The sequence below is a fragment of the Rhodococcus oryzae genome (assembly GCF_005049235.1).
Taxonomy (GTDB): domain Bacteria; phylum Actinomycetota; class Actinomycetes; order Mycobacteriales; family Mycobacteriaceae; genus Rhodococcus_G; species Rhodococcus_G oryzae.
Window position 1 is genome coordinate 299014 of sequence record NZ_SUMD01000001.1, and the last position, 25360, is coordinate 324373.

At 69.2% G+C, this 25360-nt stretch carries 24 protein-coding genes and 1 pseudogene; 8 read left to right on the forward strand and 17 right to left on the reverse strand.

Features of this window, described 5'->3' with window-relative positions; all coding sequences use genetic code 11:
- Window positions 1-70 precede the first annotated feature (70 nt).
- Window positions 71-250: pseudogene (locus tag FCG67_RS25670) on the forward strand (DUF2188 domain-containing protein); the annotation flags it as partial.
- 414 nt (window positions 251-664) lie between these two features.
- Window positions 665-1135, forward strand: coding sequence for a hypothetical protein (locus tag FCG67_RS25300; RefSeq protein ID WP_246044727.1), 471 nt, complete (start codon window positions 665-667; stop codon window positions 1133-1135).
- Between the two features lie 158 nt (window positions 1136-1293).
- Here FCG67_RS25300 and FCG67_RS01350 read toward each other — a convergent pair whose 3' ends face one another.
- Window positions 1294-3051: an RICIN domain-containing protein gene (locus FCG67_RS01350; protein ID WP_136906453.1), complete on the reverse strand. Its 1758-nt coding sequence runs from the start codon at window positions 3049-3051 to the stop codon at window positions 1294-1296.
- Between the two features lie 1011 nt (window positions 3052-4062).
- On the opposite strand from FCG67_RS01350, the gene FCG67_RS01355 reads away from it, so the two are divergent.
- Window positions 4063-4647: a recombinase family protein gene (locus FCG67_RS01355; RefSeq protein WP_136906454.1), complete on the forward strand. Its 585-nt coding sequence runs from the start codon at window positions 4063-4065 to the stop codon at window positions 4645-4647.
- 72 nt (window positions 4648-4719) lie between these two features.
- On the opposite strand, the gene FCG67_RS01360 is transcribed toward FCG67_RS01355, so the two are convergent.
- Together FCG67_RS01360 and FCG67_RS01365 are read right to left on the reverse strand one after the other, a co-directional pair.
- Window positions 4720-5262 (reverse strand): DnaB-like helicase N-terminal domain-containing protein, encoded by a 543-nt coding sequence (locus FCG67_RS01360; protein ID WP_136906456.1) that lies wholly within the window; start codon window positions 5260-5262, stop codon window positions 4720-4722.
- 215 nt (window positions 5263-5477) lie between these two features.
- A complete protein-coding gene (locus tag FCG67_RS01365; RefSeq protein ID WP_136906458.1) occupies window positions 5478-6074 on the reverse strand; it encodes a TetR/AcrR family transcriptional regulator in 597 nt (198 codons plus the stop codon).
- 109 nt (window positions 6075-6183) lie between these two features.
- On the opposite strand from FCG67_RS01365, the gene FCG67_RS01370 reads away from it, so the two are divergent.
- Entirely contained in the window at window positions 6184-7053 is an 870-nt protein-coding gene (locus tag FCG67_RS01370) for an SDR family NAD(P)-dependent oxidoreductase (protein ID WP_136907124.1), read from the forward strand.
- 47 nt (window positions 7054-7100) lie between these two features.
- The gene (locus FCG67_RS01375; RefSeq protein WP_136906460.1) at window positions 7101-8240 is read left to right on the forward strand and encodes an NAD(P)/FAD-dependent oxidoreductase; all 1140 of its coding nucleotides are present in this window, start codon (window positions 7101-7103) and stop codon (window positions 8238-8240) included.
- Window positions 8241-8330: 90 nt separating this feature from the next.
- Here the strand turns inward: FCG67_RS01375 and gatA are convergent, their stop codons facing one another.
- On the reverse strand, window positions 8331-9806 hold the full coding sequence (gatA, locus tag FCG67_RS01380) for an Asp-tRNA(Asn)/Glu-tRNA(Gln) amidotransferase subunit GatA (protein WP_136906462.1): 1476 nt from the start codon (window positions 9804-9806) through the stop codon (window positions 8331-8333).
- On the reverse strand, window positions 9803-10102 hold the full coding sequence (gatC, locus tag FCG67_RS01385) for an Asp-tRNA(Asn)/Glu-tRNA(Gln) amidotransferase subunit GatC (protein ID WP_027499190.1): 300 nt from the start codon (window positions 10100-10102) through the stop codon (window positions 9803-9805). Before gatC ends, gatA begins: the two co-directional genes overlap by 4 nt.
- A 295-nt stretch (window positions 10103-10397) precedes the next feature.
- On the opposite strand from gatC, the gene FCG67_RS01390 reads away from it, so the two are divergent.
- Complete coding sequence (locus FCG67_RS01390; protein WP_136906464.1) at window positions 10398-11048, forward strand: ACT domain-containing protein; 651 nt, start codon at window positions 10398-10400, stop codon at window positions 11046-11048.
- A gap of 20 nt (window positions 11049-11068) precedes the next feature.
- Here the strand turns inward: FCG67_RS01390 and FCG67_RS01395 are convergent, their stop codons facing one another.
- The 3 genes from FCG67_RS01395 to FCG67_RS01405 form a co-directional block, all read right to left on the reverse strand.
- Window positions 11069-11557 (reverse strand): GNAT family N-acetyltransferase, encoded by a 489-nt coding sequence (locus tag FCG67_RS01395; RefSeq protein WP_136906466.1) that lies wholly within the window; start codon window positions 11555-11557, stop codon window positions 11069-11071.
- Window positions 11558-11662: 105 nt separating this feature from the next.
- Window positions 11663-12721 (reverse strand): S-adenosylmethionine:tRNA ribosyltransferase-isomerase, encoded by a 1059-nt coding sequence (locus tag FCG67_RS01400; RefSeq protein ID WP_136906468.1) that lies wholly within the window; start codon window positions 12719-12721, stop codon window positions 11663-11665.
- Window positions 12718-13419, reverse strand: coding sequence for an SDR family NAD(P)-dependent oxidoreductase (locus tag FCG67_RS01405; protein WP_136906470.1), 702 nt, complete (start codon window positions 13417-13419; stop codon window positions 12718-12720). The genes FCG67_RS01400 and FCG67_RS01405 overlap by 4 nt, the downstream gene beginning before the upstream one ends.
- Before the next feature lie 57 nt (window positions 13420-13476).
- Between FCG67_RS01405 and soxR the strand changes: the two genes are divergently transcribed.
- Complete coding sequence (gene soxR / locus FCG67_RS01410; protein ID WP_281282310.1) at window positions 13477-13980, forward strand: redox-sensitive transcriptional activator SoxR; 504 nt, start codon at window positions 13477-13479, stop codon at window positions 13978-13980.
- A gap of 14 nt (window positions 13981-13994) precedes the next feature.
- Here soxR and FCG67_RS01415 read toward each other — a convergent pair whose 3' ends face one another.
- Complete coding sequence (locus FCG67_RS01415; protein WP_136906472.1) at window positions 13995-14936, reverse strand: MerR family transcriptional regulator; 942 nt, start codon at window positions 14934-14936, stop codon at window positions 13995-13997.
- Window positions 14937-15075: 139 nt separating this feature from the next.
- Between FCG67_RS01415 and FCG67_RS01420 the strand changes: the two genes are divergently transcribed.
- Complete coding sequence (locus FCG67_RS01420) at window positions 15076-16335, forward strand: hypothetical protein (RefSeq protein WP_136906474.1); 1260 nt, start codon at window positions 15076-15078, stop codon at window positions 16333-16335.
- Window positions 16336-16338: 3 nt separating this feature from the next.
- On the opposite strand, the gene FCG67_RS01425 is transcribed toward FCG67_RS01420, so the two are convergent.
- From FCG67_RS01425 to FCG67_RS01460, 8 genes are all read right to left on the reverse strand, one after another.
- A complete protein-coding gene (locus FCG67_RS01425; RefSeq protein WP_136906476.1) occupies window positions 16339-16893 on the reverse strand; it encodes a dihydrofolate reductase family protein in 555 nt (184 codons plus the stop codon).
- Window positions 16894-16914: 21 nt separating this feature from the next.
- Window positions 16915-19077, reverse strand: a complete 2163-nt coding sequence (gene ligA / locus FCG67_RS01430; protein ID WP_246044730.1) for an NAD-dependent DNA ligase LigA — start codon at window positions 19075-19077, stop codon at window positions 16915-16917.
- A gap of 63 nt (window positions 19078-19140) precedes the next feature.
- The gene (locus tag FCG67_RS01435) at window positions 19141-20163 is read right to left on the reverse strand and encodes a methionine synthase (RefSeq protein ID WP_136906478.1); all 1023 of its coding nucleotides are present in this window, start codon (window positions 20161-20163) and stop codon (window positions 19141-19143) included.
- Complete coding sequence (gene mnmA / locus FCG67_RS01440) at window positions 20160-21248, reverse strand: tRNA 2-thiouridine(34) synthase MnmA (RefSeq protein WP_136906480.1); 1089 nt, start codon at window positions 21246-21248, stop codon at window positions 20160-20162. The genes FCG67_RS01435 and mnmA overlap by 4 nt, the downstream gene beginning before the upstream one ends.
- Window positions 21248-22507 carry a cysteine desulfurase family protein gene (locus FCG67_RS01445; RefSeq protein WP_136906482.1) on the reverse strand — a complete coding sequence of 420 codons (1260 nt, stop codon included), beginning with the start codon at window positions 22505-22507 and terminating at the stop codon, window positions 21248-21250. Before FCG67_RS01445 ends, mnmA begins: the two co-directional genes overlap by 1 nt.
- A gap of 64 nt (window positions 22508-22571) precedes the next feature.
- On the reverse strand, window positions 22572-23435 hold the full coding sequence (locus FCG67_RS01450; RefSeq protein WP_246044732.1) for a lysophospholipid acyltransferase family protein: 864 nt from the start codon (window positions 23433-23435) through the stop codon (window positions 22572-22574).
- Window positions 23432-24247 (reverse strand): GNAT family N-acetyltransferase, encoded by an 816-nt coding sequence (locus FCG67_RS01455; protein WP_136906484.1) that lies wholly within the window; start codon window positions 24245-24247, stop codon window positions 23432-23434. The genes FCG67_RS01450 and FCG67_RS01455 overlap by 4 nt, the downstream gene beginning before the upstream one ends.
- 127 nt (window positions 24248-24374) lie before the next feature.
- On the reverse strand, window positions 24375-25331 hold the full coding sequence (locus FCG67_RS01460) for an electron transfer flavoprotein subunit alpha/FixB family protein (protein ID WP_097213606.1): 957 nt from the start codon (window positions 25329-25331) through the stop codon (window positions 24375-24377).
- Window positions 25332-25360 lie beyond the last annotated feature (29 nt).

The following is a 25360-nucleotide window of genomic DNA, read 5'->3' on the forward strand; positions in this document are numbered from 1 at the left end:
GTGGGAATCTTCGTCCCTGCACAACTCGCGCTCGCAGATGCGGCATACAAGCCATCTAGAGGCGCAGGCAATGCCAATTAGTCGCATTGTGGACAGCTGGGGTGGGGGTACCTGGGCGATTCGCCAGAGGTTGCAGACGCCCCCACTTTCGGTGCACCAGAGCCTTCAGAAAGCAGTGGACGCAGCCGTCGCGGAAGTAGCGAATGCAGGCGGAGGCGAGGTCGTAATTTGTGACCAGCAGGGACAAGTTCGCGACCGTCGAGTCGTATATCCATCCTGGCCAGCGCATAGTATGCCCCTTCAGCACTTCCCTGGACCGGTCGCAACGGCCGGGAATCTCACTTACCCGGATGGGAAGTCCGCGAGAAGTTCATCCGGCCGGAATTGGAAGCATGTCGCTGAGGTTGTGGGTCTGATCGGTGTTGTTATCGGGATCGTGTTCACCGTGCTCGCATACGTTCGTCCACCGGAACCCCCCGCAGAAAGCGGAAAATTAGACCTTGTGGCCTCGTCGACGATAATTTCTTACTACCCCACGAATGGGAAGCTCCCATCTCTAGGTAACCCTCCACCAGACTTCAGTGGCGGATCTTTTAACTACCATTGCGACAGGTGGCAGGAGTGGTTCAGGGAGAGCTCAATAGCGCCGATTGGAGGGTCGTCGATGGAGCTGGAAGTAACAGCTTCCAGCACGTCGCCGATCTCGATTGTCCGACTGACGACTGATGTGCTGGCCAAGAAACCGACTGGGGGCTCTGCGCGTATTCGGTGTGGATACGGCGGCGCTGGATTTGATCCGCATACCCTAAGGATTGAAATGGATAGGTCGTCAGTGCCCATCCTTGAACGAGGCGGTCCAAATGGTGGAATCATCGGCCCACTGCCACCCTCGTCGTTTAGGGTCGATGAATCTGCCGCGGAAACGCTCACCCTGGATTTCGAGGGCGAGGAGGGATATCTGTATGAATGTTCCATACGGGTTGAATATTCAGAGAACGGTGAAAATAAAGTCGCGGAATTCGGAACGTCGGAGGACCCTATACTTTTACTTCCAAAGGAAGCGAGTCTTTCCGGGTTGACGGAATACGATTGGTCGGTCTCGGATAATCAGTGGATCGTTGCGCCAGTTCGGTAGCTCGATCCGGGTCGGGGTTTAGCCAAAATCTCGATCATTCGCCCGTGGCAGGCACCACGAGGTGGCCACGTAAGCCCTTGTTCAGAGGGCTCGATTACACTAATCCGCCATAATTGGCCTGGAATCATAAATTGCCTGTGACGAATTGCTACTTCGTGTCACAGGGGTGGCATTCCCCGGATCACCCAACGTTGAGTGTCGTCGATCCGCAACACCGGTTCGACTGTGACGACGGAGAAATCGCGTGTCGAGGATGTGTAGGCATCGACGAAGCGGCCGATGCTCAGCTGCTGGATCGTGAAGGTGTCGCTGCTGAGCGGCAGAACCACCCATCGCTGGCTGTCGTGGTCCTGCCTGGCTCGTGTCACCACCGCAAAGTCCTTCTCCGCGGATGTGTGGGCGTCCAGGAAGCGGTTGTTGTGCTGGTGCTGGATGCCATACACGAAACCCACCTGATTGAAGGTCCAGCGTTGGGTGTCGTCGGTCTGAGCGGGGCGGGTTACCGCCGTGAAGTCGCGCGACGACACCTCGTGGGCGTCCAGGAACCGGCCGCTGCTCTTCTGCTGCAATGAGTACGACCCGCCTGAGTGAAAAAGCAGAGTCCAGCGCTGGCCGTCGCCGGTCTGCGCGGGGCGGGTCACCGCCGTGAAGTCGCGCGACGACACCACGTGGGCGTCCAGGAACCGGCCGCTGCTCACCTGTTGGATCGTGACAGCGTTGACATCGTCAGAGGTTCGCCAGAACACCCAGCGTTGGGTGTCGTTGTTTTGTGCGGGGCGGGTCACCGCCGCGAAGTCCTTCTCCAAGGATTCATGGGCATCCAGGAAGCGGTCGTTGCTCTTCTGCTGAATCGTGCATAGGGCACCGATCGGCATGAGCATCCATCGCTGACTGTCGTCGTCCTGCGCGGTGCGCGTGACGACCGCAAAGTCCTTGTCCACGGATGTATAGGCGTCCAGGAAGCGGTGATTGCTCTTCTGCTGGATCGTGCAGGATCCACGTGGCGGATCGATTCCCAGGTTGGTGTCGTAGCTGGGAGGGTAGACAACCGAGGGGTGCTTGTAGGTGTGCGGATCGCCGAGATTCTCGGGCGCCGCCCACGGCCGGACGCCGACTCCGCCTGACCACGGTTGGATGTTGCTGTTGAGGCGGGCGTCGTTGCGTTCGGATCCATAGAGGGTGGCTGGGTTGAGCCGCTCTCGGTGTGCGGGGTCGGTTTGCCAGCGCGCCCACAGCCGATCGACGTTCGAGTGCAACAAGAACACGAACGGATCGCGGAACGAAATATGTTGGTGGCCCATATTGACAAACCCGTGCATCCTGCCGTGCGCCTCCTCCAGCACTCGCCGCATGTCCGCATAATCGCGAGCCCTGAGGATCGCCGCGTCGTCGGGCTCGGGGGAACCGGAGACCGACCGGTTCACAGACCGCGGCGGGTCGGCCGGATTGTTCGTAGCGTCGCGGTGGTGGCGGGCGCCCGGAACGTAGTAGCCGGCCTTCAGCCACGGCTCGCCGATCGGAGCGGGCGTGGAGCCGCCGTAGCCCATGAAGTCATCGGTGAACAGGTTGAGCCGGCCGGTCGCTCCGCCACCGAGGTTGGCGTTCCGGATGCTTCGCGGGTCCTGCGTCCAGTCCCAGTAGTGCAGAGACAGCAGCGGATTGATCCGCCGTAGCATCTCCTCGAGGCGATTGACGATCTCGCGGTGCCACGGAAGAAACTCCGGGCCGCCGTGCACGTGAGTGGCTTTATGGATCTCGTCCTGCTTGAACCACCAGCTCACGTGACCGGGAATCTGATCGTCTCGGCTGCCCTCGAAGTAGCGGCGGCTCAGTTCGATGAGTGCGTCACGCAGCAACCGACGCTCGTCGGGGTCGACTGTTGCTACGTTTCGCCGGATGCCGTCTCCGAATGCCATGGTGTCCCCCATTTTGTAAAGGTGATGTCGGGGTGCCCCTTTGGTAACGCGGGGAATGCCCGTTCAAGTCGATATCTACAAATCTCCTCGGAGCCGTCACGGAAAACCATCACCGTAGGGTGGAAAACGCTCCACCCTACGGTGATTCCTTGCGCTTGAGTGATCCAGGAGACGGAACTATGGCAGCTGCCCGAGGACCTGACCAACCCGTTTCAGCTGACCGCGGTCCATCGGACGCCCGAGACACAGCGGCGCGGCTTCCGCCACCGAATCCGAGTTCGACTCTTCCCCAACGAAATTGATGCGTTTCGGCCCCTTCTAACCGCCCCGATCACTGCCCTCAGCGGCTGGCGCCGATTCTCTACGAAGCAATCACGCTCACGCTGTCGGCACAGTTCGCTGCCTGCTGCGCGGTTCGGGGGAGACATCCAATAGAGGGGACGCATGACGTTTCACAAGACAGCTGTCCGCACCGTTGGGAGCGCGGCCGCCGCAGTAGGCATCGCCGCGGGAGTTGCTCTGTGTGCCGCACCGACAGCGTCGGCCGACGTGCCGTTGCAGTGGGTCGGCATGGGTCCGGATACCTGGACGTTCTCGAACAGCGGTGCGTGCTCGGGCACGATCCCGGTGCGGTTGGAGACCAACCCGGCACGGCCCGGGTTCCTCACGTTCCATTTCGCGCCGCAGGGCCAGCTCGCGACCCCGGGGCTGCGGCACTACGGTGGAAGTCAGGGCGACTACCGGCCTGAATGCGCAGACTCATCTCATGCACGTCGACGGCCGGCCGACCAGTATCGAGCTGTTCACCGGATCCGGTGTCTCGTTGGTCGCCGCAAAGACCCCGAATCTAAACAAGGGCGTTGGCAGTTTGGTCATCGTCCCGCAGGAAGGCCCGCCCGAAGGGACCGCCACCACCTCACTGAGGCGGTGGCGGTCCCTTTTGGTCGTACCGGGCACCCACGCCGCCGAGTGTTGTATTTGAAAACCTGGCTATTTGGGTATCGTGTAAGCATGTTCACTGGATACGCGCGGTGCGCCGCCGAGGGCGATGACGAACGCGAGCAACGTGCGGCCCTCGTCGAGCTCGGTGTGCCGGCGGACCGGATCTTCGTCGATCACGGGTTGACCGGCACCGACCGTGAACGTGAGGGGTTGCCTGCCGCGCTCGCCGGGTTGTCGGTCGGCGACACCCTGGTCGTCACGAAGCTGGAGCGTCTCGCGTGGTCGGTGGCTGATCTGAGCCACACGGTCGCCGAGCTCGAGGACCGGGGCGTGAAGCTGTCGTTTGATGGACAGACGTACGACGTCGGGGACCCTGTCGGGCGGAAGGTGTTCGACATGCTCCGCACGACGTTCGCCGAGTTCGATTCCGGGCTGATCCGGTTGCGGACCTCGGGCGGTGTGGCCAAGGCCAAGGAGCAGGGGAAGTACCGGGGCCGCGTGCTCAAGCTCTCCCCCGAGCAGCAGAGCAAGCTGTTTGACGACCACCAGTCCGGGAAGTTCAAGATCGCCGAGCTGCAGCGCATGTACGACCTCAGCGTGAAGGGGATCTACAACTACGTGGACAGGGAAAAGGCCGCCCGCGCAGCGAAGTAGATGCTGCGGGCGGCCTCTGGTCGATGGCGCACGGCGGTGGCGTCCCTGAGGTCTCCCCTCCCCCTCCCGTGACTAGTCCTCGCGGTGGTCGTTGTCCGGGCCGTTGCGGATGGTGTTGAGGCGCTGGAGTTCGTCGCGCTGCCGCGTGCCGTGCTCGACCAGGATCGGGAACAGCTCATCCTCGGATGCTTCTTCGGCCGCGAGCTGCATGGCGGCCGCGAGGCGGAAGTAGCTGCGGCGGGAGCTGGCGGCGACGACGCTGGCCGCGTATTGCCCCACTGAGGCGGTCGAGCTTCCCAGGGTCAGGACGGTGCGCAGAGCGTTGTGAACGGCGGTGGGGATCTTGTCCCGTCCCGCCTGGGTGAAGCTGGCCGCGATGATTGTCGGGTCGTGCGGCTGACTGGCTGCGAGTGCGTCGCCGATCGCTGTGAAGATCGGGCGGTAGAAGGGGTTCTCGAAGTCGTCTTCCCGCATGTGGGTGAACAGGAATCGCAGGGTCGTTTCGTCGCGGGACCACAGGGCCGCGCACAGCAGGTGTGCTTCTGGGTCCAGATCCATTTCGACATAGTCGATTTCCGGATCCACATCCGGCTCGTGCGTGCGGTGCTCCGCCATGCCTCTCCCCTCCCCTTCGGGGCGGGCCAGGTGTCTCGCGCCCGGCCCGCCAGTCTCGATCAAGCGTTGCTGCTGGCCTTCTCGACCTTGGCCGATCAGGACCAGTAGCCGGTGTCGGCGGTGCTCGACCACCACGGTCCCGTGCGCCGGTACCCGTGATTCTGGACTAGCGGCTCAGCCTTCTCGAGGTTCCAGACGGATCCGCCTGCGGGCAATCAGCTCGGGCGCACCGCCGACAGCACCAGCTCGAGCAGCGCATCCGCATACCCCTCGGTCAGGCCTCCCAGCCCGAGCGCCCAGCGGGTTTGGACGGGCCCGACCAGCAGGTCGACCGCGACCTCCAGGTCGACATCCGGCCGGATCGCGCCGGACAGGGCCGCGACCCGGAGCCGCTCGCGAATCGCCTCGCGCTGCGGCGCGAGCAGCCGATCGCGGTAGATCTCGGCGAGGTCCGGATCCGACTGGATCTCGATCATGACCGCGCGGAGGAAGGCATCGAAGCGCGGTTCGGTCATCTCCGCGACGGTGGCGCGCAGGAACAGCCCGAGATCCGCACGCAGGTCGCCGGTGTCGGGCAGGGCGACCCCGTCCGGACCGGCGGACAGCTCCAGCAGCGCGTCGAACAGCACCGCCCCCTTGGTCGGCCACCAGCGGTAGATCGTCTGCTTGCCCACGCCCGCGCGCGCCGCGATCGCCTCGATCGTCAGCCGGCCGTAGGGCACCTCGAAGACCAGCTCCGCGGTGGCGGTGAGGATCGCCGACCGGGCGCGCTCGCTGCGCCGCGTCGGCGGGACCTTGGGCTCGGATGTCATTCGCCCACCGTAGCAGCGAGACGAGACGTTGCGTCTTGACACACCCTCGTTGCGATGCCACAGTGGGTTAACGAGACGCACCGTCTCGTACGGACCCGAGGAGGCCACGATTCTCACCACCGAACCCCGCACCTGGTTCATCACCGGCGCCGGACGCGGACTCGGACGCGCCTTCGCCACCGCCGCGCTCGATGCAGGCGATCGGGTGGTCGCCACCGCCCGCGACGCGACGACCCTCCGTGACCTCGAGGCCGCCCACCCGGAGCGCGTGGCCGCGCTGCAACTGGACGTGACCGATCGCGACGCCGCCGCCGAGGCCGTCGCGCGAGCCGTCGACCGGTTCGGACGGATCGACGTCGTCGTCAACAACGCCGGCTACGGACTGATGGGAGCCGTCGAAGAGATCACTGAGGACCAGGCCAGGGATCAGATGGAGACGAATTTCTTTGGCGCCCTGTGGGTTACCCAGGCCGTGATACCGCAACTGCGGGCGCAGGGATCGGGACACATCATCCAGATCTCCAGCGTCGGTGCGGTCGGCGCGATGCCGACCTTCGGCCTCTACAACGCGAGCAAGTGGGCCCTCGAGGGGTTCAGCGCCTCCGCAGCCGAGGAGCTCCGCCCGTTCGGGATCTCGGTGACGATGGCGCAACTCGGCGGCTTCGACACCGACTGGGCGGGCTCGAGCATGAGATTCGCGGCCGCGAACACCGCCTACGACGAGACCCGCGTCGCCGTCCTGGGGACCGCGGCGTATCCGGACCCGAGCGCCCCACCGCAGGCGGAGCCGGAGGACACCGACCCCGAGTGGATCGACGCCCCGCCCGCGGAGGCGGCCGCCGCCCTCCTCACGCTGGTGGACAACCCGCACCCGCCGGTGCGCCAGATCATCGGCACCGGCGCCCATCAGATGGTGAACATGGCCCTGGCCGCCCGCCGCGCGGACTACGAGGCGGATGCCGAGTTCGTCTGGCCGTAGCGCTCGCACCCTTGCCCCGGCGCCCCCGGCGGGGGGAGCCTTGATGGATGCACACCGTGCTGATCCTCGGCGCCGGGTTCGGAGGACTCGAACTGGCCGCGTGTCTGTCCGAATCGGTTGCCGACGAGGCCCGCATCGTGCTCGTCGACCAGAGCGACTCGTTCATGTTCGGGTTCGCGAAGATGGACCTCCTCTTCAAGGGCGCGACCGAAGAATCGGTCCGGATTCCGTACCGCGAGCTCACCCGGCCGGGCGTCGAGTTCCGGCGGGAGATCGTCACCTCGATCGATCCGAGAAACCGCCGGGTGATCACCGACCGATCCGAGTACGAGCCGGACACCCTGGTGGTCGCGCTCGGCGCCGACTATGAGCCCGGCGCGACCCCGGGGTTCGTGGAGGACGGGCACGAGTTCTACTCGGTCGAGGGCGTCGGCCGGCTGCGTGCCCGGCTCGACGAGTTCACCGGCGGCAGGGTGTTGCTCGGCATCCTGAGCGTCCCGTTCAAGTGCCCGCCCGCACCCTATGAGGGCGCCCTGCTCCTGCACGAGGAACTGGTCCGGCGCGGACTGCGCGAGCGGACGGGCATCCACGTGCTCAGCCCGATGGATTCGCCGATCCCGGTGTCGGCGGGAACTTCGACCGCCCTCGTCGAGGCGCTCGCGGAACGCGGCATCGACTACTCGCCGGGACGCCTGGTCCACGCGCTCGACCCGACGGCGCACCGCGCCCGCACGCGTGCCGCGGAACTCGATTACGACCTGTTCATCGGGATCCCGGCACACCGGGTGCCTGCCGTCGTCGAGGCCTCCGGCCTGACGGAGGGCGGAACGGACGGCTGGGTCGCCGTCGACCAGCGCACGCTCGCCACGCCCTTCCCTGGCGTCTACGCCATCGGAGACTGCGCGGACGCACCGGTCCCCCGGGCCGGGGTGTTCGCCGAGGACGCCGCCCGCACGGTCGCCCCGGTCATCGCCGCGAGGGTGCGATCAGAACCGCGGCCCGAGGTGAAGTACCGCGGCCGGGGCGCCTGCCACATCGAGTTCGGTGGCGGCCTGGTCGGCAAGGTGGACGCGGACTTCCTCTCGGGTCCGGCGCCCGTCGCGCCGTTCGTCGCGCCATCGCTCGAGTTGGCCCGGGAGAAGGCGGAATTCGCGGCCGCCCGACGTCGCCGGTGGTTCTCCGGCTGACCCGGCAGGAAAGCGCCGAACGGGCGGTTATCGGGACATCGGCCTGGTGGCCGAACCGATAACCGCCCGTTCGTGAGCGCGCGACGAACGTCAGCGCACGACAGGTCCGCGCGCAGCCTCGTAGGCCGCGCCCACCCGGTACAGCCGCTCGTCGGCCATCGCCGGGGCCATGATCTGCAGGCCGACGGGCAGCCCGTCGTCCGCGGACAGGCCCGAGGGCACCGACATCGCGCAGTGTCCGGCCAGGTTGGTCGGCAGGGTGCACAGGTCGGAGAGGTACATCGCGAGCGGATCGTTGACCTTCTCCCCCAGCTTCCACGGGGTGAAGGGGCTGGTCGGCGAGACCAGCACGTCGACCGACTCGTAGGCCTTGTCGAAGTCGCGTGCGATGAGCGTGCGGACCTTCAGCGCCGAGCCGTAGTAGGCGTCGTAGTAGCCGGAGGACAGCGCGTAGGTGCCGATCATGATGCGGCGCTTGACCTCCTTGCCGAATCCGGCGGCCCGGGTCGCGGCCATCACCTGGTCGGCGCTCATGTTGCCGTCGTCGACCCGCATGCCGTACCGCATCGCGTCGAAGCGCGCCAGGTTCGAGGAGACCTCGCTCGGCAGGATCAGGTAGTAGGCCGCGAGCGCGTGCAGGAAGTTCGGGCAGGAGACCTCGACGACCTCGGCACCGAGCTCGGTGAGCTGCGCGACGGCCGCGTCAAAGGAGGCGATGACGCCGGGCTGGTAACTCTCCGAGTGCAATTCCTTGACGACGCCGACGCGCACGCCCTTGAGGTCGCCGCTCGCGCCATGACGGGCGGCCTCGACCACGGGACGGACCGGCGCGTTCACCGAGGTGGAGTCGCGCGGGTCGTGGCCGGCGATGACCTCGTGCAGGAGCGCGGTGTCGAGGACGCTGCGGCCACACGGGCCGCCCTGGTCCAGCGAGGACGCGCACGCGACCAGACCGAACCGGGACACCGTGCCGTAGGTGGGCTTGGTACCGACGGTGGCGGTCACGGCCGCGGGCTGACGGATCGATCCGCCGGTGTCCGTGCCGATGGCCAGCGGTGCCTGGTTGGAGGCGAGCGCCGCGGCCGAGCCGCCGCCGGAGCCACCCGGGATCCTGGTGGTGTCCCACGGGTTGCGGGTGGGCCCGTAGGCCGAGTTCTCGGTGGACGAACCCATCGCGAACTCGTCCATGTTGGTCTTGCCCAGCACCGGGATGCCGGCCTCGCGCAGCTTGGTGGTCAGCGTCGCGTCGTACGGCGACACCCAGCCATCGAGGATCTTCGATCCACAGGTGGTGGGCATGTCCGTGGTGGTGAACACGTCCTTCAGCGCGAGCGGGACACCGGCAAGCGCGGAGGCGGGCGCCTGGCCGGAACCGATGGCGTCGTCCACGGACTTGGCGGCGCTCAGCGCCTGCTCCCCCGCAACGTGCAGGAAGGCATTGATCTCGCCGTCGACCGCGGCGATGCGGTCCAGGTGCGCCTGGGTGACCTCGACGGAGGACACCTCGCGGGCATGGATCTTCGAGGCGAGGACGGAGGCGTCCAACGCGGTCAGGTCGGTGGTCACTGCTCTTCCCCCAGGATCTGCGGCACGGCGAAACGGTCCTGCTCGACGGCGGGCGCGCCGGAGAGCGCCTGCTCGGGGGTGAGTCCGGGAACGATGACATCCGGGCGGGTCACGTTGGTGATCGCATTGGGGTTCGCGGAGGGCGGCACATCGTCCGTGGCGACCTCGGCCACCGTCTTGACATGGCTGAGGATCGAATCGAGCTGACCGGCGAACTCGTCGAGTTCGGCGTCGGACAGCGCGAGCCGGGACAGCCGGGCGAGGTGGGCGACCTCGTCACGGGAGATGGCAGGCACCGCGTGGGCCCCTTTCAGGTCGGAGACAGCGATCGGCCCCTAGCCTAGAGCGTCGCCGCCCGGTCGCCACAGCCAGAGCCGGGGCCGGACGCGCCCCGGCGCGCGATGCGACTTCATTTCCGCGGCGGAACGATCACATGTCGGCCGTGTCACCGAACCGCGGCGAGCTGGGAGTCCGACGGGCAGCGGCGAATTCGCGGACACGTCCGGGCAACACGCGGACCGCCAACGGTGCAAGGATGGGGTCACGGCGAACCCACCGTTCCCCGACCACCCGCAATAGAAGGAACGCCCCGTGTCGTATCTCCTGCGTGTCCAGCTCCCCGATCGTCCAGGAAGCCTGGGCTCGCTGGCCGTCGCGCTCGGCTCGGTCGGAGCCGACATCCTCTCGCTCGACGTGGTCGAGCGGGGCGCCGGGTACGCGGTCGACGATCTCGTCGTCGACGTGGCGCACGGCTCGTTGCCCGACACCCTGCTGACCGCAGCGGAGCAGCTCGCGGGCGTGCGCGTCGACTCGATCCGGCCCTACACCGGAATCCTCGACACCCACCGGGAACTGGAGCTGATCGATCAGGTCGCCACGGCCACCGACGACCGGCTCCAGGTCCTGGTGGACGGCGCCCCGCGCGTGCTGCGGGTCGGCTGGGCGACGGTGATCGGCATCGGCTCGCGCGGGACGTATCGGGTGGTCGGCAGCTCGGGAGCCCCCGAAACCCATGCCGGGGAGGCGCCGTGGATGCCGCTGGCCAAACCGACGGTCCTCGACGGCGAGGACGACTGGGTGCCGACGGTGTGGAAGGACATGAACACCACGCTCGCGGCGGCCCCCCTCGGGCATTCCGACCAGGCGCTGCTGCTCGGCCGCCCGGGCGGACCGGAGTTCCGGCCGTCCGAGATCGCCCGGCTCGGCTACCTGGCCGGCATCGTGGCGACCGTGCTCAGCTAGTCCGGGGTCGCCCCGCCGGCTCAGACGAACTCGCGCACCAGCACGGTGAGCGCGACGCCCGGCATCGGCTCCCAGTCGCGCTGGGGCGCGGGGACGAAATCGTTGCGATCGTAGATACGGCGGGCATCGACCATGTCGGCCTCCGTCGAGATCACCACGCGCGCGAGCCCGCGATCGTAGGCCTCGTCCAGGACGTGCTTCACCAGCGCCGAGCCCACACCTTTGCCGCGGGCGGTCGGCGCGACCGCGAGCATCCGGAACTCCAGTTCGCCCGGCTCCGCGACGTCGGCGAAGGGGGTGCCGGGCTCGGCGATCGTCAGCGAACCGACGATCTCGTCGCCTGCGACGGCCACCACGACCTCGGCGTGCTCCGCGCGGGCCGCGGTATCGCGCAGGCGGTCCACGTACGCGCTCGTGTCCGGCACGAATCCACCGTCGACGTAGACATCGACGGTCAGCTCGCCGATGGTGTCGAAGTCGGCGGGTGTTGCGGGGCGAATCTCGATCATGGCGTCACTATCGCAGGACTTTCGTGAGATCCGGTCACGCGCGCGGGCCGATTGTGAACAACCTCACCCCCCGACCAGGGTCGACGTGAGGGGCGCGAGCAGGCCTTATGCCCGCAGCAGCAACGCGCTGTCGCCGAACTCGTGCCACAGGTATCCCTCCTCGAGCGCGGCCTCGTAGGCCCGGCGCACCGCCGCGGTGCCCACCACGGACTCGAGCAGCATCAGGTGCGACGCGCCGGGGGCATGCCAGCCCGTGATCAGTCCGTCCACCACCCGGGCGGGCCGCCGCGCGCTCAACACCAGGTCCGTCCAGCCGGCCCCTGCCACGGCCGTCCCGCGCTTGGTGGCCCCGGTTTCGAGCGCACGGGTCACCGTGGTGCCGACCGCGATGACCCGGCCGCCCGCCGCGCGCCGGTCGTTGATCAACCGGGCGGTCCACTCCGGCAGCTCATACCGCTCGGGGATCGGCTGCTCTCCTGGTTCGGCCGACGAGACCGACGTGTGCAGCAGGATCGGCGCGACCACCACCCCGGACACGGCCAGCTCGGTGATCATCGCGTGCGTGAAAGGCCTTGCCGCGCTGGCCATCTCCGCGCTCCCCCGGTCCTTCCCGAAGATGGTCTGGTAATACGGCAGCGGCCACCGTTCCCGCACGTACGCGTAGGTGATCGGCCGGCCGGCGACAGCGAGCAGATCCCGCGGGACGTCCGCGACGCCGTCGATCTCCGCGCGCCACAGCCTGATCGACGTCCGCGGCCAGGGTTCCCGCAGCGTTGCCTGCGCGCCGAGCGGAAGGCGAATGCGCATGCCCGCAGCGGCGGCACCGAGCGGCCCGGTGACCGGACCCGGCGCACGCACTTCAACCACCCAGGCGCCGTCGTCGAGCGGCGTGGAGAAATGCACGACCACCCGGCCCACACCGTCGACCGTGCCGTCGACGGCGGCGGCGAGGGTGGCCGACGTGTTCACAATCACTACGTCGCCGGCGCGCAGATATCTCGGCAGCTCATGGAAACGGGCGTGTTCCACCCGCTGCCCCTCGGCCACCAACAGGCGCACGGTGTCCCGCAGCTGCCCGCGGCTCTCCGGCGGGCCGCTCGCCTCCAGCCGATCCGGCAGCACGAAGTCGGGTCCGGCCGCGGTCGCGACCCTCACCTCGGTCACGACGACGCCGCCGTGGTCAGCAGGTTCGCCGCGCGATAGCGGCCGCTCGCCGGTCGGGTGTCGAGGAGCCGCAACAGCGCGGGCACCACCGTCTCGGGTTCGGGCCGGTCGGAGATGTCCTCGCCCGGGAATGCCGCCTGGTGCATCGCGGTGCGCATGTCACCCGGGTCGAACGCGTACACCGAGAGCCGCGGATGCTCCACCGCGAGCACCGCCGTCGCGTGATCGAGGGCGGCCTTCGCCGCACCGTATCCGCCCCACCCCGCATAGGCCTCGACCGCCGCGTCCGACGACACGTTCACGATCGCACCTCCCGCACGGCTCACCGGTTCGAGCAGCGCGGAGATCAACGCCAACGGCGCGAGCACGTTCGTCGCGAACACTGTCGTCAGCTCGGCCTCGGGGTACCGTGCGAGCGTCGGCATCGGGCTGGGTCCGAGTGCACTGGCGTTGTTGAGCAGCAGGTCCAACCGCCCGCGGGAGGCGATCTCCCCGCGGAGCCGTTCTCTGTGGCCTGCATCGGTGACATCGCCCTGGCAGGTGGTGATCCCGTTCGCCTTGGCCGCGACCCGTTCGAGTGGCGCCGCGTTGCGGCCGGTGATGATCACCTGCCAGCCCCGTTCGGCCAGCGCGAGTGCCACCGCCCTGCCCAGGCCGGCCGATCCGCCGGTGATCAACGCCGTGCTGGTGTCGTTCATCAGTGCTCCTTGCGTCCGGTGACTTCTGGGACCATCCTGAAAGCTCAAGTTCACTTGATGTCAAGGACCGCAGGTGAGGAACTCGCGATGCGCACCACGGATCTGCTGACCGTCGGCGAGGTGGCGCGGCGCAGCGGCTTGGCCCCGTCCGCACTGAGGTACTACGAGGACCAGGGACTGATCGCGTCGAGCAGGACGTCGGGCAACCAACGGCGCTATCAGCGCAGCGTGCTCCGCAGGATCGCGTTCGTCCGCGCCGCCAGGAGCATCGGGCTCAGCCTCGACGAGGTGGCCGAGGCGCTCGCGCAGCTGCCGGACGGGCGCGCCCCGACCAGGGCCGACTGGACGAGACTCTCGCAGAGTTGGCGCAGCAGGCTCAACGAGCAGATCGACGCCCTGATCGCGCTGCGCGACGGACTCGACTCCTGCATCGGCTGTGGGTGCCTGTCCCTCAAGACCTGCGCGCTGTCGAACCCGGGCGACGCCGCCGCGAGCTACGGACCGGGCGCGGCCTACCTACCCAAGGCGCTGCACCCCGACGATGCGGACCGCTCCGCCTGACCGCCCTGCCACTCCTACCCCGGCAGCCGGGCGCGCAGGGCCCGCACGAACCAGTCGAGCGCGGCCGCCGAGCTGTCGGGCACTGCCCATCCGTTGACCACGGCGAGCAACCGAAGATAGCGCTCCCGGCGCGGGTCGTTCGCGGCCTCCAGCCGCGACAGCAGCCGCCGCCGAAGCGCGACGTCGTCGTCGGAATTGCCGCGCAGCCGGGAGTATTCCGCGGTCACCTCCGCCACCACCGGGTCGGCCGCGGACGAGGCCGGGTCGATGCCGGCGGCCAGCATCGGCTCGGCGTGGTCACGGACGAGCGCGACGATCTCGCGGCGCACGCCCGCGGAGCCGTCGTGTGCGCGGTCGTCTGCGTGGCCGCTCGCCATCTCCCGCATGACGGCGCGAAAGTCCGGATCCCAGGACAGCTCGGCCAGTTCCACCCACGCCTCGACCTGTTCGGCCTCGGGATCGTCGGGCAGTTCGGGGGTCATCGAGCGCATCATCCCCTCGAACGCGGGATCGCCGTCCAGCCCGCCGAAGGCGTGGTCGAGGAAATCGCCTATCAGGCTGCGCCGTTCGGTCTCGGACAGCTTGGCCAGCTTGTGCACGAGCCTCATCTCCTCCGGGCCGGAGCCGCGCTTGGCGACCACCGACAAGACCGTCCGCCGCAGGCGCAGCGTCCGGATCTGCGCCGCCAGTGCCTCCGCGTGCGCCGCCGCGACCTCGGGCAGGGAGGTCTGGCGGTCCACGACGCCCTTGATCGTGGCCAGGTCCAGTCCCAGCTCGCGCAGCGTCCGCACGAGGTCCAGTCGTGCGACCGAGTCGACGTCGTAGAGCCGGTAGCCGCCCGGGCTGCGGCCGGTCGCAGGCACGATCCCCCGATCCGCATAGAACCGAATGACCTTGACCGTCAGTCCGGTTCGCCTGGCCAGGTCACCGATCGAGAAGAGCGCGTCGTCGTCCATGTCCCCACTCTCGCGTCTCCCCCTGCGGGAGACTCAAGTCCCGTGCCGCGGCCATCGCTCCGACCTGCGGAAACGAGCTCCGAAGCCGCTGCGCCGATGCTAGCCTGGATGAACGCGGCGACCGGAAAGGCGCTTGTCGATGAATGGACACATTCGGAGATCGGCCACGGTGGCGCTGGCGCTGGCCGCCGCAGCGTTTGTTGTCGCTCCCCCGCAGGCGCACGGTTTCGCCGAGGACATCTGCTACTCCGAGGGCGGCGCCCCGCCGCACAACTGTGCGCCCTTGCCGCAGTCGTGTCCGCTCGACGATCCGAACGGGCCGCTGTGCGGACTCGAGGCGTTCGTTCGCTACGGGTACACGTTGCGTCAGCCGCTCGGCGGACGCAGCCTCGTGCATTCCGACTCGACCTACATCATCGCCCGCACCGTCGGCTTCTCGGAGCGGGATGCGTATTGGATCGCGGCGTACGACGAGGCGACAGACCTGGGCACCTTCGCGCCACGAGACGTGAACGGCCAACTCGTCGCCGACGCCGCCGCGTTGACCACCAAGGACATCGGCGGTCTCGTGCGCACGCATTTCGCCACCGGCGGGTTCCTCTTCCATTTCCTCCCGACGATGCGGGGACCGCTGGATCCCGAGCCCGACGGGATGCGACCCGACGTCGATGATCCCGCGCACGAGGTCATGCTCACGCACGTGCGGCGGTGGGCCATGGCCGGGCCGGGCGGCAGCGCCCCGTTGTGCACGGGAGGCTTCACCACTCGCTCGGCCGACGGCGACTATGCCACTGGCGCAGCCTGTTACGCGGACCCGGAGCCGGCGCAGATCAACGGCGTGTACAGCGTGGAGACCCCGGTCGCGATCCCGTTCACCAACGTCACCGGAGAGCAGGTCATCTCCGACGGGGTGTCCTCATCGCAATTCGACTCCTGGATCGGCGCCGACTCGTGGAACGCGAGGATCGGCATCTACATCCACGCCCTCGGTGATCGCATCTCACACCATGCCTGCACCGACGCCGGCACGATCAGCGCGCCGTCGCCGGACCGGCCGGAGTTTCGCATCGATCTGAACAAGCCCACCTGTGACCAGGGCCCGCACGCGGTCCGCCACGAGTACGAGACCGGTGTGGATTTCGCCGGGCTCGAGTCGGAGGACCAGACCACGAAAGCGGCGCTGTCAATGGTCTACGACGAGCTCGTCGAATTCGCACGGATCCGCGGAACCCTCGATGCCCAGGCCACCACGCCTTCGACCAAGAACGCACTCGTGCTCGATGGGCTGTTGCCGGCCTTGGAGGTCGGGAATCCGGTCGAGCGGATGGAAGCCGTCACCGATGTCGGTTGCCGGCTCGGTGTGCCTGCCTTTCCTGGAAGCCCCGCCTGTCGGGGGTGATTGCTACCGCGTTCGGTAGTGCAGGAACACCGTCCCGCCCTCGAACCGACGCTCGTCGACGAGCCGCAGGTCGAGCCGAACGTCCGCGGGCAGCGCCGGGGTGCCGCCGCCCACCACGGCCGGGACGAGATACAGCTGCCACTCGTCGACGAGTCCCGCCCGGATCGCGCTGGCAGCGAGCCCAGGGCCGCCGATCGACAGGTCGCCGGGCGAGGACGCCTTCAACGCTCGGATCGCCGCGGGATCGAACTCCCGCTCGAGCCGGGTGCGGGAGGTCGAGACCGCCTGCAGGGTGGTGGAGTACACGATCTTGTCGGCGGCCCGCCACAGCTCAGCGAAGTCATCCGCTGCAGGCGGGCCCGCGTCGCCGGCGATGAACTCCCAGCCGGCCATCACCTCGTACATGCGGCGCCCGTAGAGGTAGGTGCCGATCGGTCGCTCGCGGCCGTTGACGAAACCGTGCACTTCCTCGTCCGGCATGGCCCAGTCGAAATTGCCGTCGCGGTCCGCGACGTATCCGTCGAGCGAACAGATCGACGAGTAGATCAACGCGCCCATGTCGTCCTCCCGATGTGCGGGCTATCCGGCGGTGTCGGCGTCGCCTTCCCCGCCTGCAGGCGTCACCGCGTCCGGGCCGCGCTCGAGCAGCAGCCGGAACCCGTCCTCGTCGAGCACCGGCACCCCGAGCTCGATCGCCTTGTCGTGCTTGGAACCCGGGGCCTCGCCCACCACCACGAACGCGGTCTTCTTCGACACCGACCCGGCGGCCTTACCGCCGCGGATCAGGATCGCCTCCTTGGCGCCGTCGCGGGTGAACCCGACGAGCGAGCCGGTGACCACGATCGACAGGCCCTCGAGGTTGCGCTCGATCGACTCGTCGCGAGCGTCCTCCATCGACACCCCGGCGGCGCGCCACTTTGCGACGATCTCGCGATGCCAGTCCACCGCAAACCATTCGACGACCGCGGCGGCGATGGTGCCTCCGACGCCGTCCACGGCCGCCAGTTCCTCCACCGAGGCGTTCTCGATCCGCTCGAGGCTGCCGAATTCGGAGGCCAGCGCCCGGGCCGCGGTGGGCCCGACGTGCCGGATGGACAGCGCCACCAGCACCCGCCACAGCGGCTTTTCCTTGGCCGAGTGCAGGTTGTCGAGGAGCCTGCGCCCGTTCGCCGACAGCGCGCCCGCCTTGGTGGTGAACAGCGAGGTCTTCATCAGGTCGTCGGCGGTGAGCGAGAACAGGTCTCCCTCGTCGGCGATCACCCCCGACTTGAGCAGCTCGGTCGCCGCCTCGTAGCCGAGCACCTCGATGTCGAAGGCACCACGCCCCGACACGTGAAAGACCCTCTCCCGCAACTGCGCCGGGCAGGACCGCTGGTTCGGGCACCGAATGTCCGCGTCGCCCTCCTTGGCGGGCGCCAGCTCGGTGCCGCACTCGGGGCAGTGTGTGGGCATCACGAACTCACGCTCGTCCCCGGTGCGCACATCGACCACGGGGCCGAGCACCTCGGGGATGACCTCGCCCGCCTTCCGGATGACCACCATGTCGCCGATCAGCACACCCTTGCGCTTGACCTCCGACCCGTTGTGCAGCGTCGCGAGCGAGACGGTCGATCCGGCAACCGTCACCGGCTCCATGTAGGCGAACGGGGTGACCCGGCCGGTCCGGCCGACGCTGACCCGGATGTCGAGCAACCGGGTGGTGGCCTCCTCCGGCGGATACTTGTACGCGATGGCCCAGCGCGGAGCCCGTGAGGTGGAACCGAGCCGCCGATGCAGCGCCATCTCGTCGACCTTGACCACCAGGCCGTCGATCTCGTGTTCCACGTCGTGGCGGTGCTCGTCCCAGTAGGCGACCCTCGCCACGACCTCATCGACGCCGCGGACGCGCGCGGTGTGCGTGGAGACGGGCAGCCCCCAGGCCGCCAGCGCGGTGTAGGCGTCGTGCTGGGACGCCGGTGCGAAGCCCTCGATCCGGCCGAGCCCGTGGCAGATCATGCCGAGCCGGCGCTTGGCCGTGACCGCCGGGTTCTTCTGCCGCAGTGATCCGGCCGCCGAGTTGCGGGGATTGGCGAACGGCGCCTTGCCCTCCGCGACCAGCGAGGCGTTGAGGGCCTCGAAGTCCTCGAGCCGGAAGAACACCTCGCCGCGCACCTCGAGCAGCGACGGGATCGGGAACTCCTCGCTCGGCGTCAGCACGTGCGGGATCTCCTCGATCGTGCGCGCGTTGAGGGTGACGTCCTCGCCGGTGCGGCCGTCGCCGCGGGTGGCGCCGCGCACCAGCCTGCCGTTCTCGTAGACCAGGTTCAGCGCGACGCCGTCGATCTTCACCTCGCAGAGGTAGTGCAGGTCGGAGCCATCAGGCGCGGAGCCTGCGGAGTGACCATCCAACACTGCAGCTTCCACCCGCCGCACCCAGGTGCGCAGCTCCTCCTCGTCGAAGACGTTGTCCAGGCTCAGCATTCGCTCGAGGTGGTCCACCGCGGTGAACTCGGTGGCGAACCCGCCGCCGACGAGCTGGGTGGGCGAGTCCGGGGTGCGCAGATCGGGGCGCGCCTCTTCGAGCGCGATCAGCCGGTTCAGCAGGGCGTCGAACTCACCGTCGGAGATGATCGGCGAGTCCCGCACGTAGTAGCGGAACTGATGCTCGCGCACCTCCTCCGCGAGCCGCTGCCATTCTTCGCGTTCGTCGGAGGTCGCTGCTGACAGTGCTGGTTCAGACCCCTGGGCTGCGTTCTCGTCCACGCCGGAAGGTTATCGCAGGAGGCAGACAACGCCGCCGCTCGAGCGGGCGCCCGCGGGTCCTGTTCAGTCGAACTCGGCGCCGTCCGCGAATGCCCTCGTCAGCTCGGCGGCGCGACGCAGCGCCGTCCGCGCCCACTCCGGGCTCGCGCCCGCGAGACCGCATCGAGGCGTCACCGTCACCTGCGAGGCGAGGACCGACCGCGGGAACCCCAGCCGGTCGACGAGTGTCACCGCGGGCTCGGCGAGTTCGCGCCAGCCGGGCGCGGGCTCGGCGCTCAGCGTCGGCACCAGCCCGAGGGCCAGCGTGAGGCCGTCCTCGAGCAGTTCGCCGACCCCGTCGAGGTCCGCGACCGTCAGCTCGCTCAGGTCCAGTCCGATCATCGCGGCCCCGCTGCGACGCAACAGCCTCAGCGGCAGACCGGCGGCGCAGGAGTGCACCAGCACCGGCGACTCCAGCCGGTCGATCACCGACGAGAGTACGGCGAGCGCCTCCGGTTCGGGCATCGCGCGCGGGGTCTGCAGGATCGAGACGCCCGCCAGCGAACCGGCCAGCACCGCAGGCAATCCGGGCTCGTCGAGCTGCACCACGACGGGCGAGCCGAGCCTGCGGGCCACCTCGTCGACGTGCACGGTCAGCCCCTCGGCCAGCGATTCGGCGAGGTCGCGCAGCGCGCCCGCGTCGGTGAGCACGCGGTGTCCGCCGGACAGCTCGACCTGCGCGGCCAGCGTCAGCGGCCCGACCGACTGGATCTTCACCGGCTGATCGGTGCCCCGGCGCCCGGCGACCTCCCAGGCCTCCTCGAGCGCGTCCAGGTCACGCCGGAGCAGGTCGCGGGCCCGACGCGTCACCGCACCCGGCCGCTGCGCGAGCCGGTAGGCGGTGGTGGAGGTGTCCAGCGGCATGTCGACCAGCAGCGCGGCCGCGCGGCCGATCATGTCTGCGCCGACGCCGCGGTCGGGCAATTCGACCAGGTGCGGCAGCGCGGGAAGCTCGCCGACCACGATGGCGGCGGCCTCCCGCGGATCGGTGCCGGGCCAGGAACCGACGCCGGTCGCGACGCCGACCGGGATGGACGGTGCCGTCACCGACGGTCCGTGCCGGTACCGACGATGGTGCCGCTGCCGAGGACCTCGTCGCCCGCGGGGTCGGGCCGGTACAGCACGACCGCCTGCCCCCTGGCCACGCCGGTCAGCGGCTCGCGCAGCTGCACGTCCAGTCCGCCGTCGACCGGCACGACCACTGCCTCGGCCAGTCCGCCGTGCGCCCGGACCTGCACCACGCACTCGATCGGTCCCTGCGGCGCCGCGCCGGAGGTCCAGATCGCGCGCTCGGCCGCGATCGACCAGACCTGTAGGCGCTCGGCCGAGCCGACGGTGACGGTGCCGGTCTCGGGTTCGATGGCGGTGACGTAGCGCGGCTTGCCGTCGGCCGCCGGGCCCTGCACGCCCAGTCCCTTGCGCTGACCGATGGTGAAGCCGTGCACGCCCTCGTGATCGGCGAGCACCTCACCGGAGTCCGCGTCGACGACCTTGCCGGGCCGGATCCCGATCTTGGCGCCGAGGAAGGCCCGGGTGTCCCCGGACGGGATGAAGCAGATGTCGTGGCTGTCGGGCTTGTCCGCGACCGCGAGCCCGCGCTCGGCGGCCTCGGCGCGGATCTGCGGCTTCGGGGTGTCGCCGACGGGGAACATGGCCCGGGAGAGCTGCTCGGCGGTGAGCACGCCGAGGACATAGGACTGGTCCTTGTCCGCGTCGACGGCCCGGCGCAGCACGCCGTCCTCCATGCGCGCATAGTGACCCGTCGCGACAGCATCGAAACCGAGCGCGATCGCGCGGTCCGCGAGGGCGGCGAACTTGATCTTCTCGTTGCAGCGCAGGCAGGGGTTCGGCGTCTCGCCTGCGGCGTAGGACTCGATGAAGTCCTCGATCACGTCTTCCTTGAAGCGATCCGCGAAATCCCAGACATAGAAGGGGATCCCGAGGATGTCGGCGGCGCGGCGCGCGTCCCCGGCGTCTTCCTTGGAGCAGCAGCCACGCGATCCGGTTCGCAGGGTCCCCGGCGCGGTGGACAGCGCCAGGTGCACGCCAACCACCTCGTGTCCGGCGGCCACCGCACGCGCCGCCGCCACCGCGGAGTCCACTCCGCCGCTCATCGCCGCCAGTACCCGCATCAGCGTGCCCCTCCCCTGGCCCCGGCACCCGCCAGGCCCGCCATCCTGGCCCGATCGACCACCTGCGGCAGCGCCGCGATCAACGCATCGACGTCGGAATCGGTCGAGGTGTGTCCCAACGAGAACCGCAGCGACCCGCGCGCGACGGTCGGGGCGACGCCCATCGCGATGAGCACGTGACTGGCGCTGGCGACCCCGGCCGTGCACGCCGACCCGGTCGAGCACTCGATCCCCGCCGCGTCGAGCAGCATCAGCAGCGAATCACCCTCGCAGCCGGGAAAGGTGAAGTGCGCATTGCCGGGCAGTCGCTGATCGCCTGCCGGGCCGTTCAGCACCGCCGTCGGCACGGCAGCGCTGACCCCGGCGATCAGCCGCTCGCGCAGCCTGATCAGCTCGACGGAGCGGGAATCCATGTCCGACACGGTCTTCCGCAGCGCGGTCGCCATCGACACCACCGCGGCGGTGTCCAGGGTGCCCGCACGAAGGTCGCGCTCGTGGCCGCCGCCGTGCAGCAGCGGCACGCACCGCACCTGACGGCCGAGCAGCAACGCGCCTGCGCCCTGCGGCCCACCGAACTTGTGCGCGGCGATGCTCAGGGCGGAGAGCCCGCTGGCCGCGAAGTCCACCGGCAGCTGCGCAACGGCCTGCACCGCGTCGCTGTGGATCGGGACCCCGAACTCGGTGGCGACGGCGGCGAGTTCGGCGATCGACATGATCGAGCCGACCTCGTTGTTCGCCCACATGACGGTGACGAGCGCGACCTCGTCGGCGCTCGCGGCCAGCTCGACGCGCAACGCATCGGGGTCGATGCGGCCGTGCCGGTCCACCGGCAGCCACGTCACCTCGGCGCCCTCGTGCTCCACCAGCCACTCGACCGCGTCGAGCACGGCGTGGTGCTCCACGGCGCCCGCGATGATCCTGCGGCGTCGCGGGTCGGCGTCGCGGCGGGCCCAGTAGATGCCCTTGACGGCGAGGTTGTCGCTCTCGGTACCCCCGGAGGTGAAGATGACCTCCGACGGCCGTGCGCCCAGGTCGGCCGCGATGGACTCCCGCGCCTCCTCCACCCGGCGGCGGGCCGCGCGGCCCGAGCCGTGCAGCGAAGACGCGTTGCCCACCGTGGCGAGCACCGCGGTCATCGACTCGATGGCCTCGGGCAGCATCGGCGTCGTCGCGGCGTGATCGAGGTAGACCTGGGATGGCGCACTGGACCGCAGGGTGGCATCACTGCGGTTGGAGGCGCTCGGGTGGGGCGTTGTCATGACCTGACCAGGATAGCCCGTCGCCCGGGGGCCGCTGCGACCGCGACTGTGCTGGTAGGCGCGCTCACGCCGCCGTGGTCTGACGCTCCTCCATGCTGTCGAGGATGTCCTGCACGGTCAGGTCCGCGCCGAGGATCTCGCGCGCCGCCCGCTCGCAGCGCCGCGCCAGCTCCCTGCGGTCGGCGCCCGGCTCCTCGAGGGGCGCGAGCAGGACCTCCACGTCGAGCCCGCGCAGCCCGACCGTCCGGCGTAGCGATGCGGCCAGCGTCTGGTCCCCGACGAAGCAGGCCGTGGTGTCCAGCCGCCCGTCCGGTGTGCAATACCTGATCCCGACGGGCTGCACCAGCGCGCCTGCCGCGACCGCGGACTGGAACAGGGCGGGGCGGAAGCTGCCATAGGCACGCCCGCACCAGGTGGTCCCCTCCGGGAAGGCCACCACCCGTCCGCCGGCCCGCAGCCGCTCCGCGGCCTCGTCGACCGCGCCTGGCAGCTCGGACAACCGCGCCCGGTCGATCGGGATGATCCGCATCCGCCGCGCCAGGGTCCCGAGCAGCGGCCAGTCCAGCAGGTCCGCCCTGGCCACGAAGTCGGCGGGCCCCAGCGCGCAGAGCACGAGCACATCGGCCCAGGAGACGTGCCCGGCCACCACCAACACACCCCGTTCCCCCGGGTCGAGGTCGAGTCCGCGCTCGTCGCGCACCCGCAGCCGCATGCCCAACCCGCGCAGCGCGGCCCGCGAGTAGCCGCGCTGCAGCGAGCGGCGCCAGGATCCCGGCAGGACCCCACCCGCCAGCAGAACGGGCAGCGAGAGCAGCATCGCCGCGAGCATCGCGCACCGAGCGGCCTTCCGGGCCAGGCCGGCCCGCTCCGCCGCGGTGGGCAGGCAACCGTCGCCGCAGGGGCTCGAGGGCATCCAGTCGTGCGTCATCGGACGATCATCGGGACGGCGGCGGCGGCCGACCGCAGCCGGCTCAGGTAGCGCTCGTCGGCCTCCGCCATGCCCAGCAGGGCCACGAAGTCCGCGACACCGAAGTCGGGGTCGTGGGCGGGCTCGCCGCAGATCGAGGCGCCAAGGCGCAGGTAGCCGCGCAGCAGCGGGGGCAGCACCGTGCGGGCGGGGGCCGCGATCTCGTCCAGGCCGGGCACCGGCCGCAGCGGACGCACCCGGAGGTCCGGGGCGGTGGCGTGCGCGTCGAGCAGTCGGTCGCGGACCCCGCGCACGTTCGCGCCCGGCAGATCAGTCGGCCGGGCCTGCATCGGGACCGACACGCAACCCATGGCCCAGCGGTAGCCGGTGAGCTCCAGGTAGTTGAGGATGCCCGCCCACATCAGGCCCAGCACCGAACCGGAACGGTGATCGGGGTGCACGCAGGCCCGGCCCATCTCGACGAGCTGTGGGCGCAGCTGGTCGAGTGCGGAGAGGTCGAACTCGGTGGCGGTGTAGAGCCCGCCCGCGGCGATCGCGGCGTCCGGGGTCAGCATCCGGTAACAGCCGACGACCTCGTCGGCCAGCTCGTCGCGTACCAGCAGGTGATCGCAATACTCGTCGAAGTGGTCGGCGTCGAGACCGTCGGAGATGCCGCGAACCGCGCCTTCGAAGCCCGGTTCGGCCGCGAAAACCTGGTATCGCAGCCGCTGCGCTGCGATCCGGTGCTCGCGGTCCGAGGACAGCAGCAGGGTGTATCTGGGGACGGTGGTGACGCTCGGGCAATCGTTGATGAGGACCGGCGTTGTCGTCATGCCCGAAGGGTCACCGAGCCGGGCGGCCACCCGGCATCAGGTCGGTGTCGTGTCGATGCAACTTCGGTGAACACGACGACGGCCCCGTTCCCAACAGGGAACGGGGCCGCCGAAAGGTGACGCGGGATCAGCCCTTGTGAGCCTTGACCGCCTCGGTGAGCTGCGGTGCGACGTTGAACAGGTCGCCGACGACGCCGTAGTCCGCGATCTCGAAGATCGGGGCCTCTTCGTCCTTGTTGACGGCGACGATGGTCTTCGACGTCTGCATGCCTGCGCGGTGCTGGATGGCGCCGGAGATGCCGAGCGCGATGTACAGCTGCGGGGAGACCGTCTTACCGGTCTGACCGACCTGGAACTGGCCCGGGTAGTAGCCCGAGTCCACGGCGGCACGCGAGGCACCGACCGCGGCGCCGAGCGAGTCGGCGAGCTCCTCGACCACGCTGAACTTGTCGGCGCTGCCGACGCCACGGCCACCGGAGACGACGACCGACGCCTCGGTGAGCTCGGGGCGGTCGCCGCCGACGATCGGGTTGCGCGAGGTCACCTTGACTGCGCTCTCGTCCTGAGCAGGCACCTCGACGGTGACCTGCTCGGCGGCACCGGCCTGCGGCTGGGCCTCGACGGCACCCGGGCGAACCGAGATGACCGGGACCTCGCCGTTGGCCTTGGCCTCGACGGTGAACGCGCCACCGAAGATCGAGTGCACGGCGCTGCCGTCGGCCTTGACCTCGATGACGTCGCTGAGCAGGCCGGAACCGATCCGCGCGGCAAGACGTCCGGAGACCTCTTTGCCCTCGGTGGTGGCGGCGGTGATCACGGCGGCCGGTCCGGCGGACTCGACCAGGGCGGCGAGGACGTCGACCTTCGGGGTGATCAGGTAGCCGTCGATGTCATCGGACTCGGCGACGTAGATCTTCGCGGCGCCCGCGGCGGCCAGGGCCTCGGCGAGCTTCGCCGCGGTTCCGGCCGGGCCCGCGACGACCGCGGCCGGCTCACCGAGCGCGCGCGCTGCGGTGATGAGCTCGGTGCTGACCTTCTTGAGCGCACCCTCGGCGTGCTCGACGAGCACAAGTACTTCTGCCATTGCTGTCTTCTCCTACGTGTGGGTCTGCT

What these genes read in the sequence shown, in the direction of transcription:
- FCG67_RS25300 (WP_246044727.1), top strand. Translation starts at nt 665, where the DNA reads ATGGAGCTGGAAGTAACAGCTTCCAGCACGTCGCCGATCTCGATTGTC.
- FCG67_RS01415 (WP_136906472.1), bottom strand. Translation starts at nt 14,936, where the DNA reads ATGGACGACGACGCGCTCTTCTCGATCGGTGACCTGGCCAGGCGAACC.
- FCG67_RS01460 (WP_097213606.1), bottom strand. Translation starts at nt 25,331, where the DNA reads ATGGCAGAAGTACTTGTGCTCGTCGAGCACGCCGAGGGTGCGCTCAAG.
- FCG67_RS01425 (WP_136906476.1), bottom strand. Translation starts at nt 16,893, where the DNA reads ATGGGCGCGTTGATCTACTCGTCGATCTGTTCGCTCGACGGATACGTC.
- FCG67_RS01455 (WP_136906484.1), bottom strand. Translation starts at nt 24,247, where the DNA reads ATGACGACAACGCCGGTCCTCATCAACGATTGCCCGAGCGTCACCACC.
- FCG67_RS01420 (WP_136906474.1), top strand. Translation starts at nt 15,076, where the DNA reads ATGAATGGACACATTCGGAGATCGGCCACGGTGGCGCTGGCGCTGGCC.
- FCG67_RS01365 (WP_136906458.1), bottom strand. Translation starts at nt 6,074, where the DNA reads ATGACATCCGAGCCCAAGGTCCCGCCGACGCGGCGCAGCGAGCGCGCC.
- FCG67_RS01355 (WP_136906454.1), top strand. Translation starts at nt 4,063, where the DNA reads ATGTTCACTGGATACGCGCGGTGCGCCGCCGAGGGCGATGACGAACGC.
- FCG67_RS01405 (WP_136906470.1), bottom strand. Translation starts at nt 13,419, where the DNA reads ATGAACGACACCAGCACGGCGTTGATCACCGGCGGATCGGCCGGCCTG.
- FCG67_RS01395 (WP_136906466.1), bottom strand. Translation starts at nt 11,557, where the DNA reads ATGATCGAGATTCGCCCCGCAACACCCGCCGACTTCGACACCATCGGC.
- mnmA (WP_136906480.1), bottom strand. Translation starts at nt 21,248, where the DNA reads ATGCGGGTACTGGCGGCGATGAGCGGCGGAGTGGACTCCGCGGTGGCG.
- FCG67_RS01375 (WP_136906460.1), top strand. Translation starts at nt 7,101, where the DNA reads ATGCACACCGTGCTGATCCTCGGCGCCGGGTTCGGAGGACTCGAACTG.
- FCG67_RS01445 (WP_136906482.1), bottom strand. Translation starts at nt 22,507, where the DNA reads ATGACAACGCCCCACCCGAGCGCCTCCAACCGCAGTGATGCCACCCTG.
- soxR (WP_281282310.1), top strand. Translation starts at nt 13,477, where the DNA reads ATGTCAAGGACCGCAGGTGAGGAACTCGCGATGCGCACCACGGATCTG.
- FCG67_RS01450 (WP_246044732.1), bottom strand. Translation starts at nt 23,435, where the DNA reads ATGACGCACGACTGGATGCCCTCGAGCCCCTGCGGCGACGGTTGCCTG.
- FCG67_RS01360 (WP_136906456.1), bottom strand. Translation starts at nt 5,262, where the DNA reads ATGGCGGAGCACCGCACGCACGAGCCGGATGTGGATCCGGAAATCGAC.
- FCG67_RS01350 (WP_136906453.1), bottom strand. Translation starts at nt 3,051, where the DNA reads ATGGCATTCGGAGACGGCATCCGGCGAAACGTAGCAACAGTCGACCCC.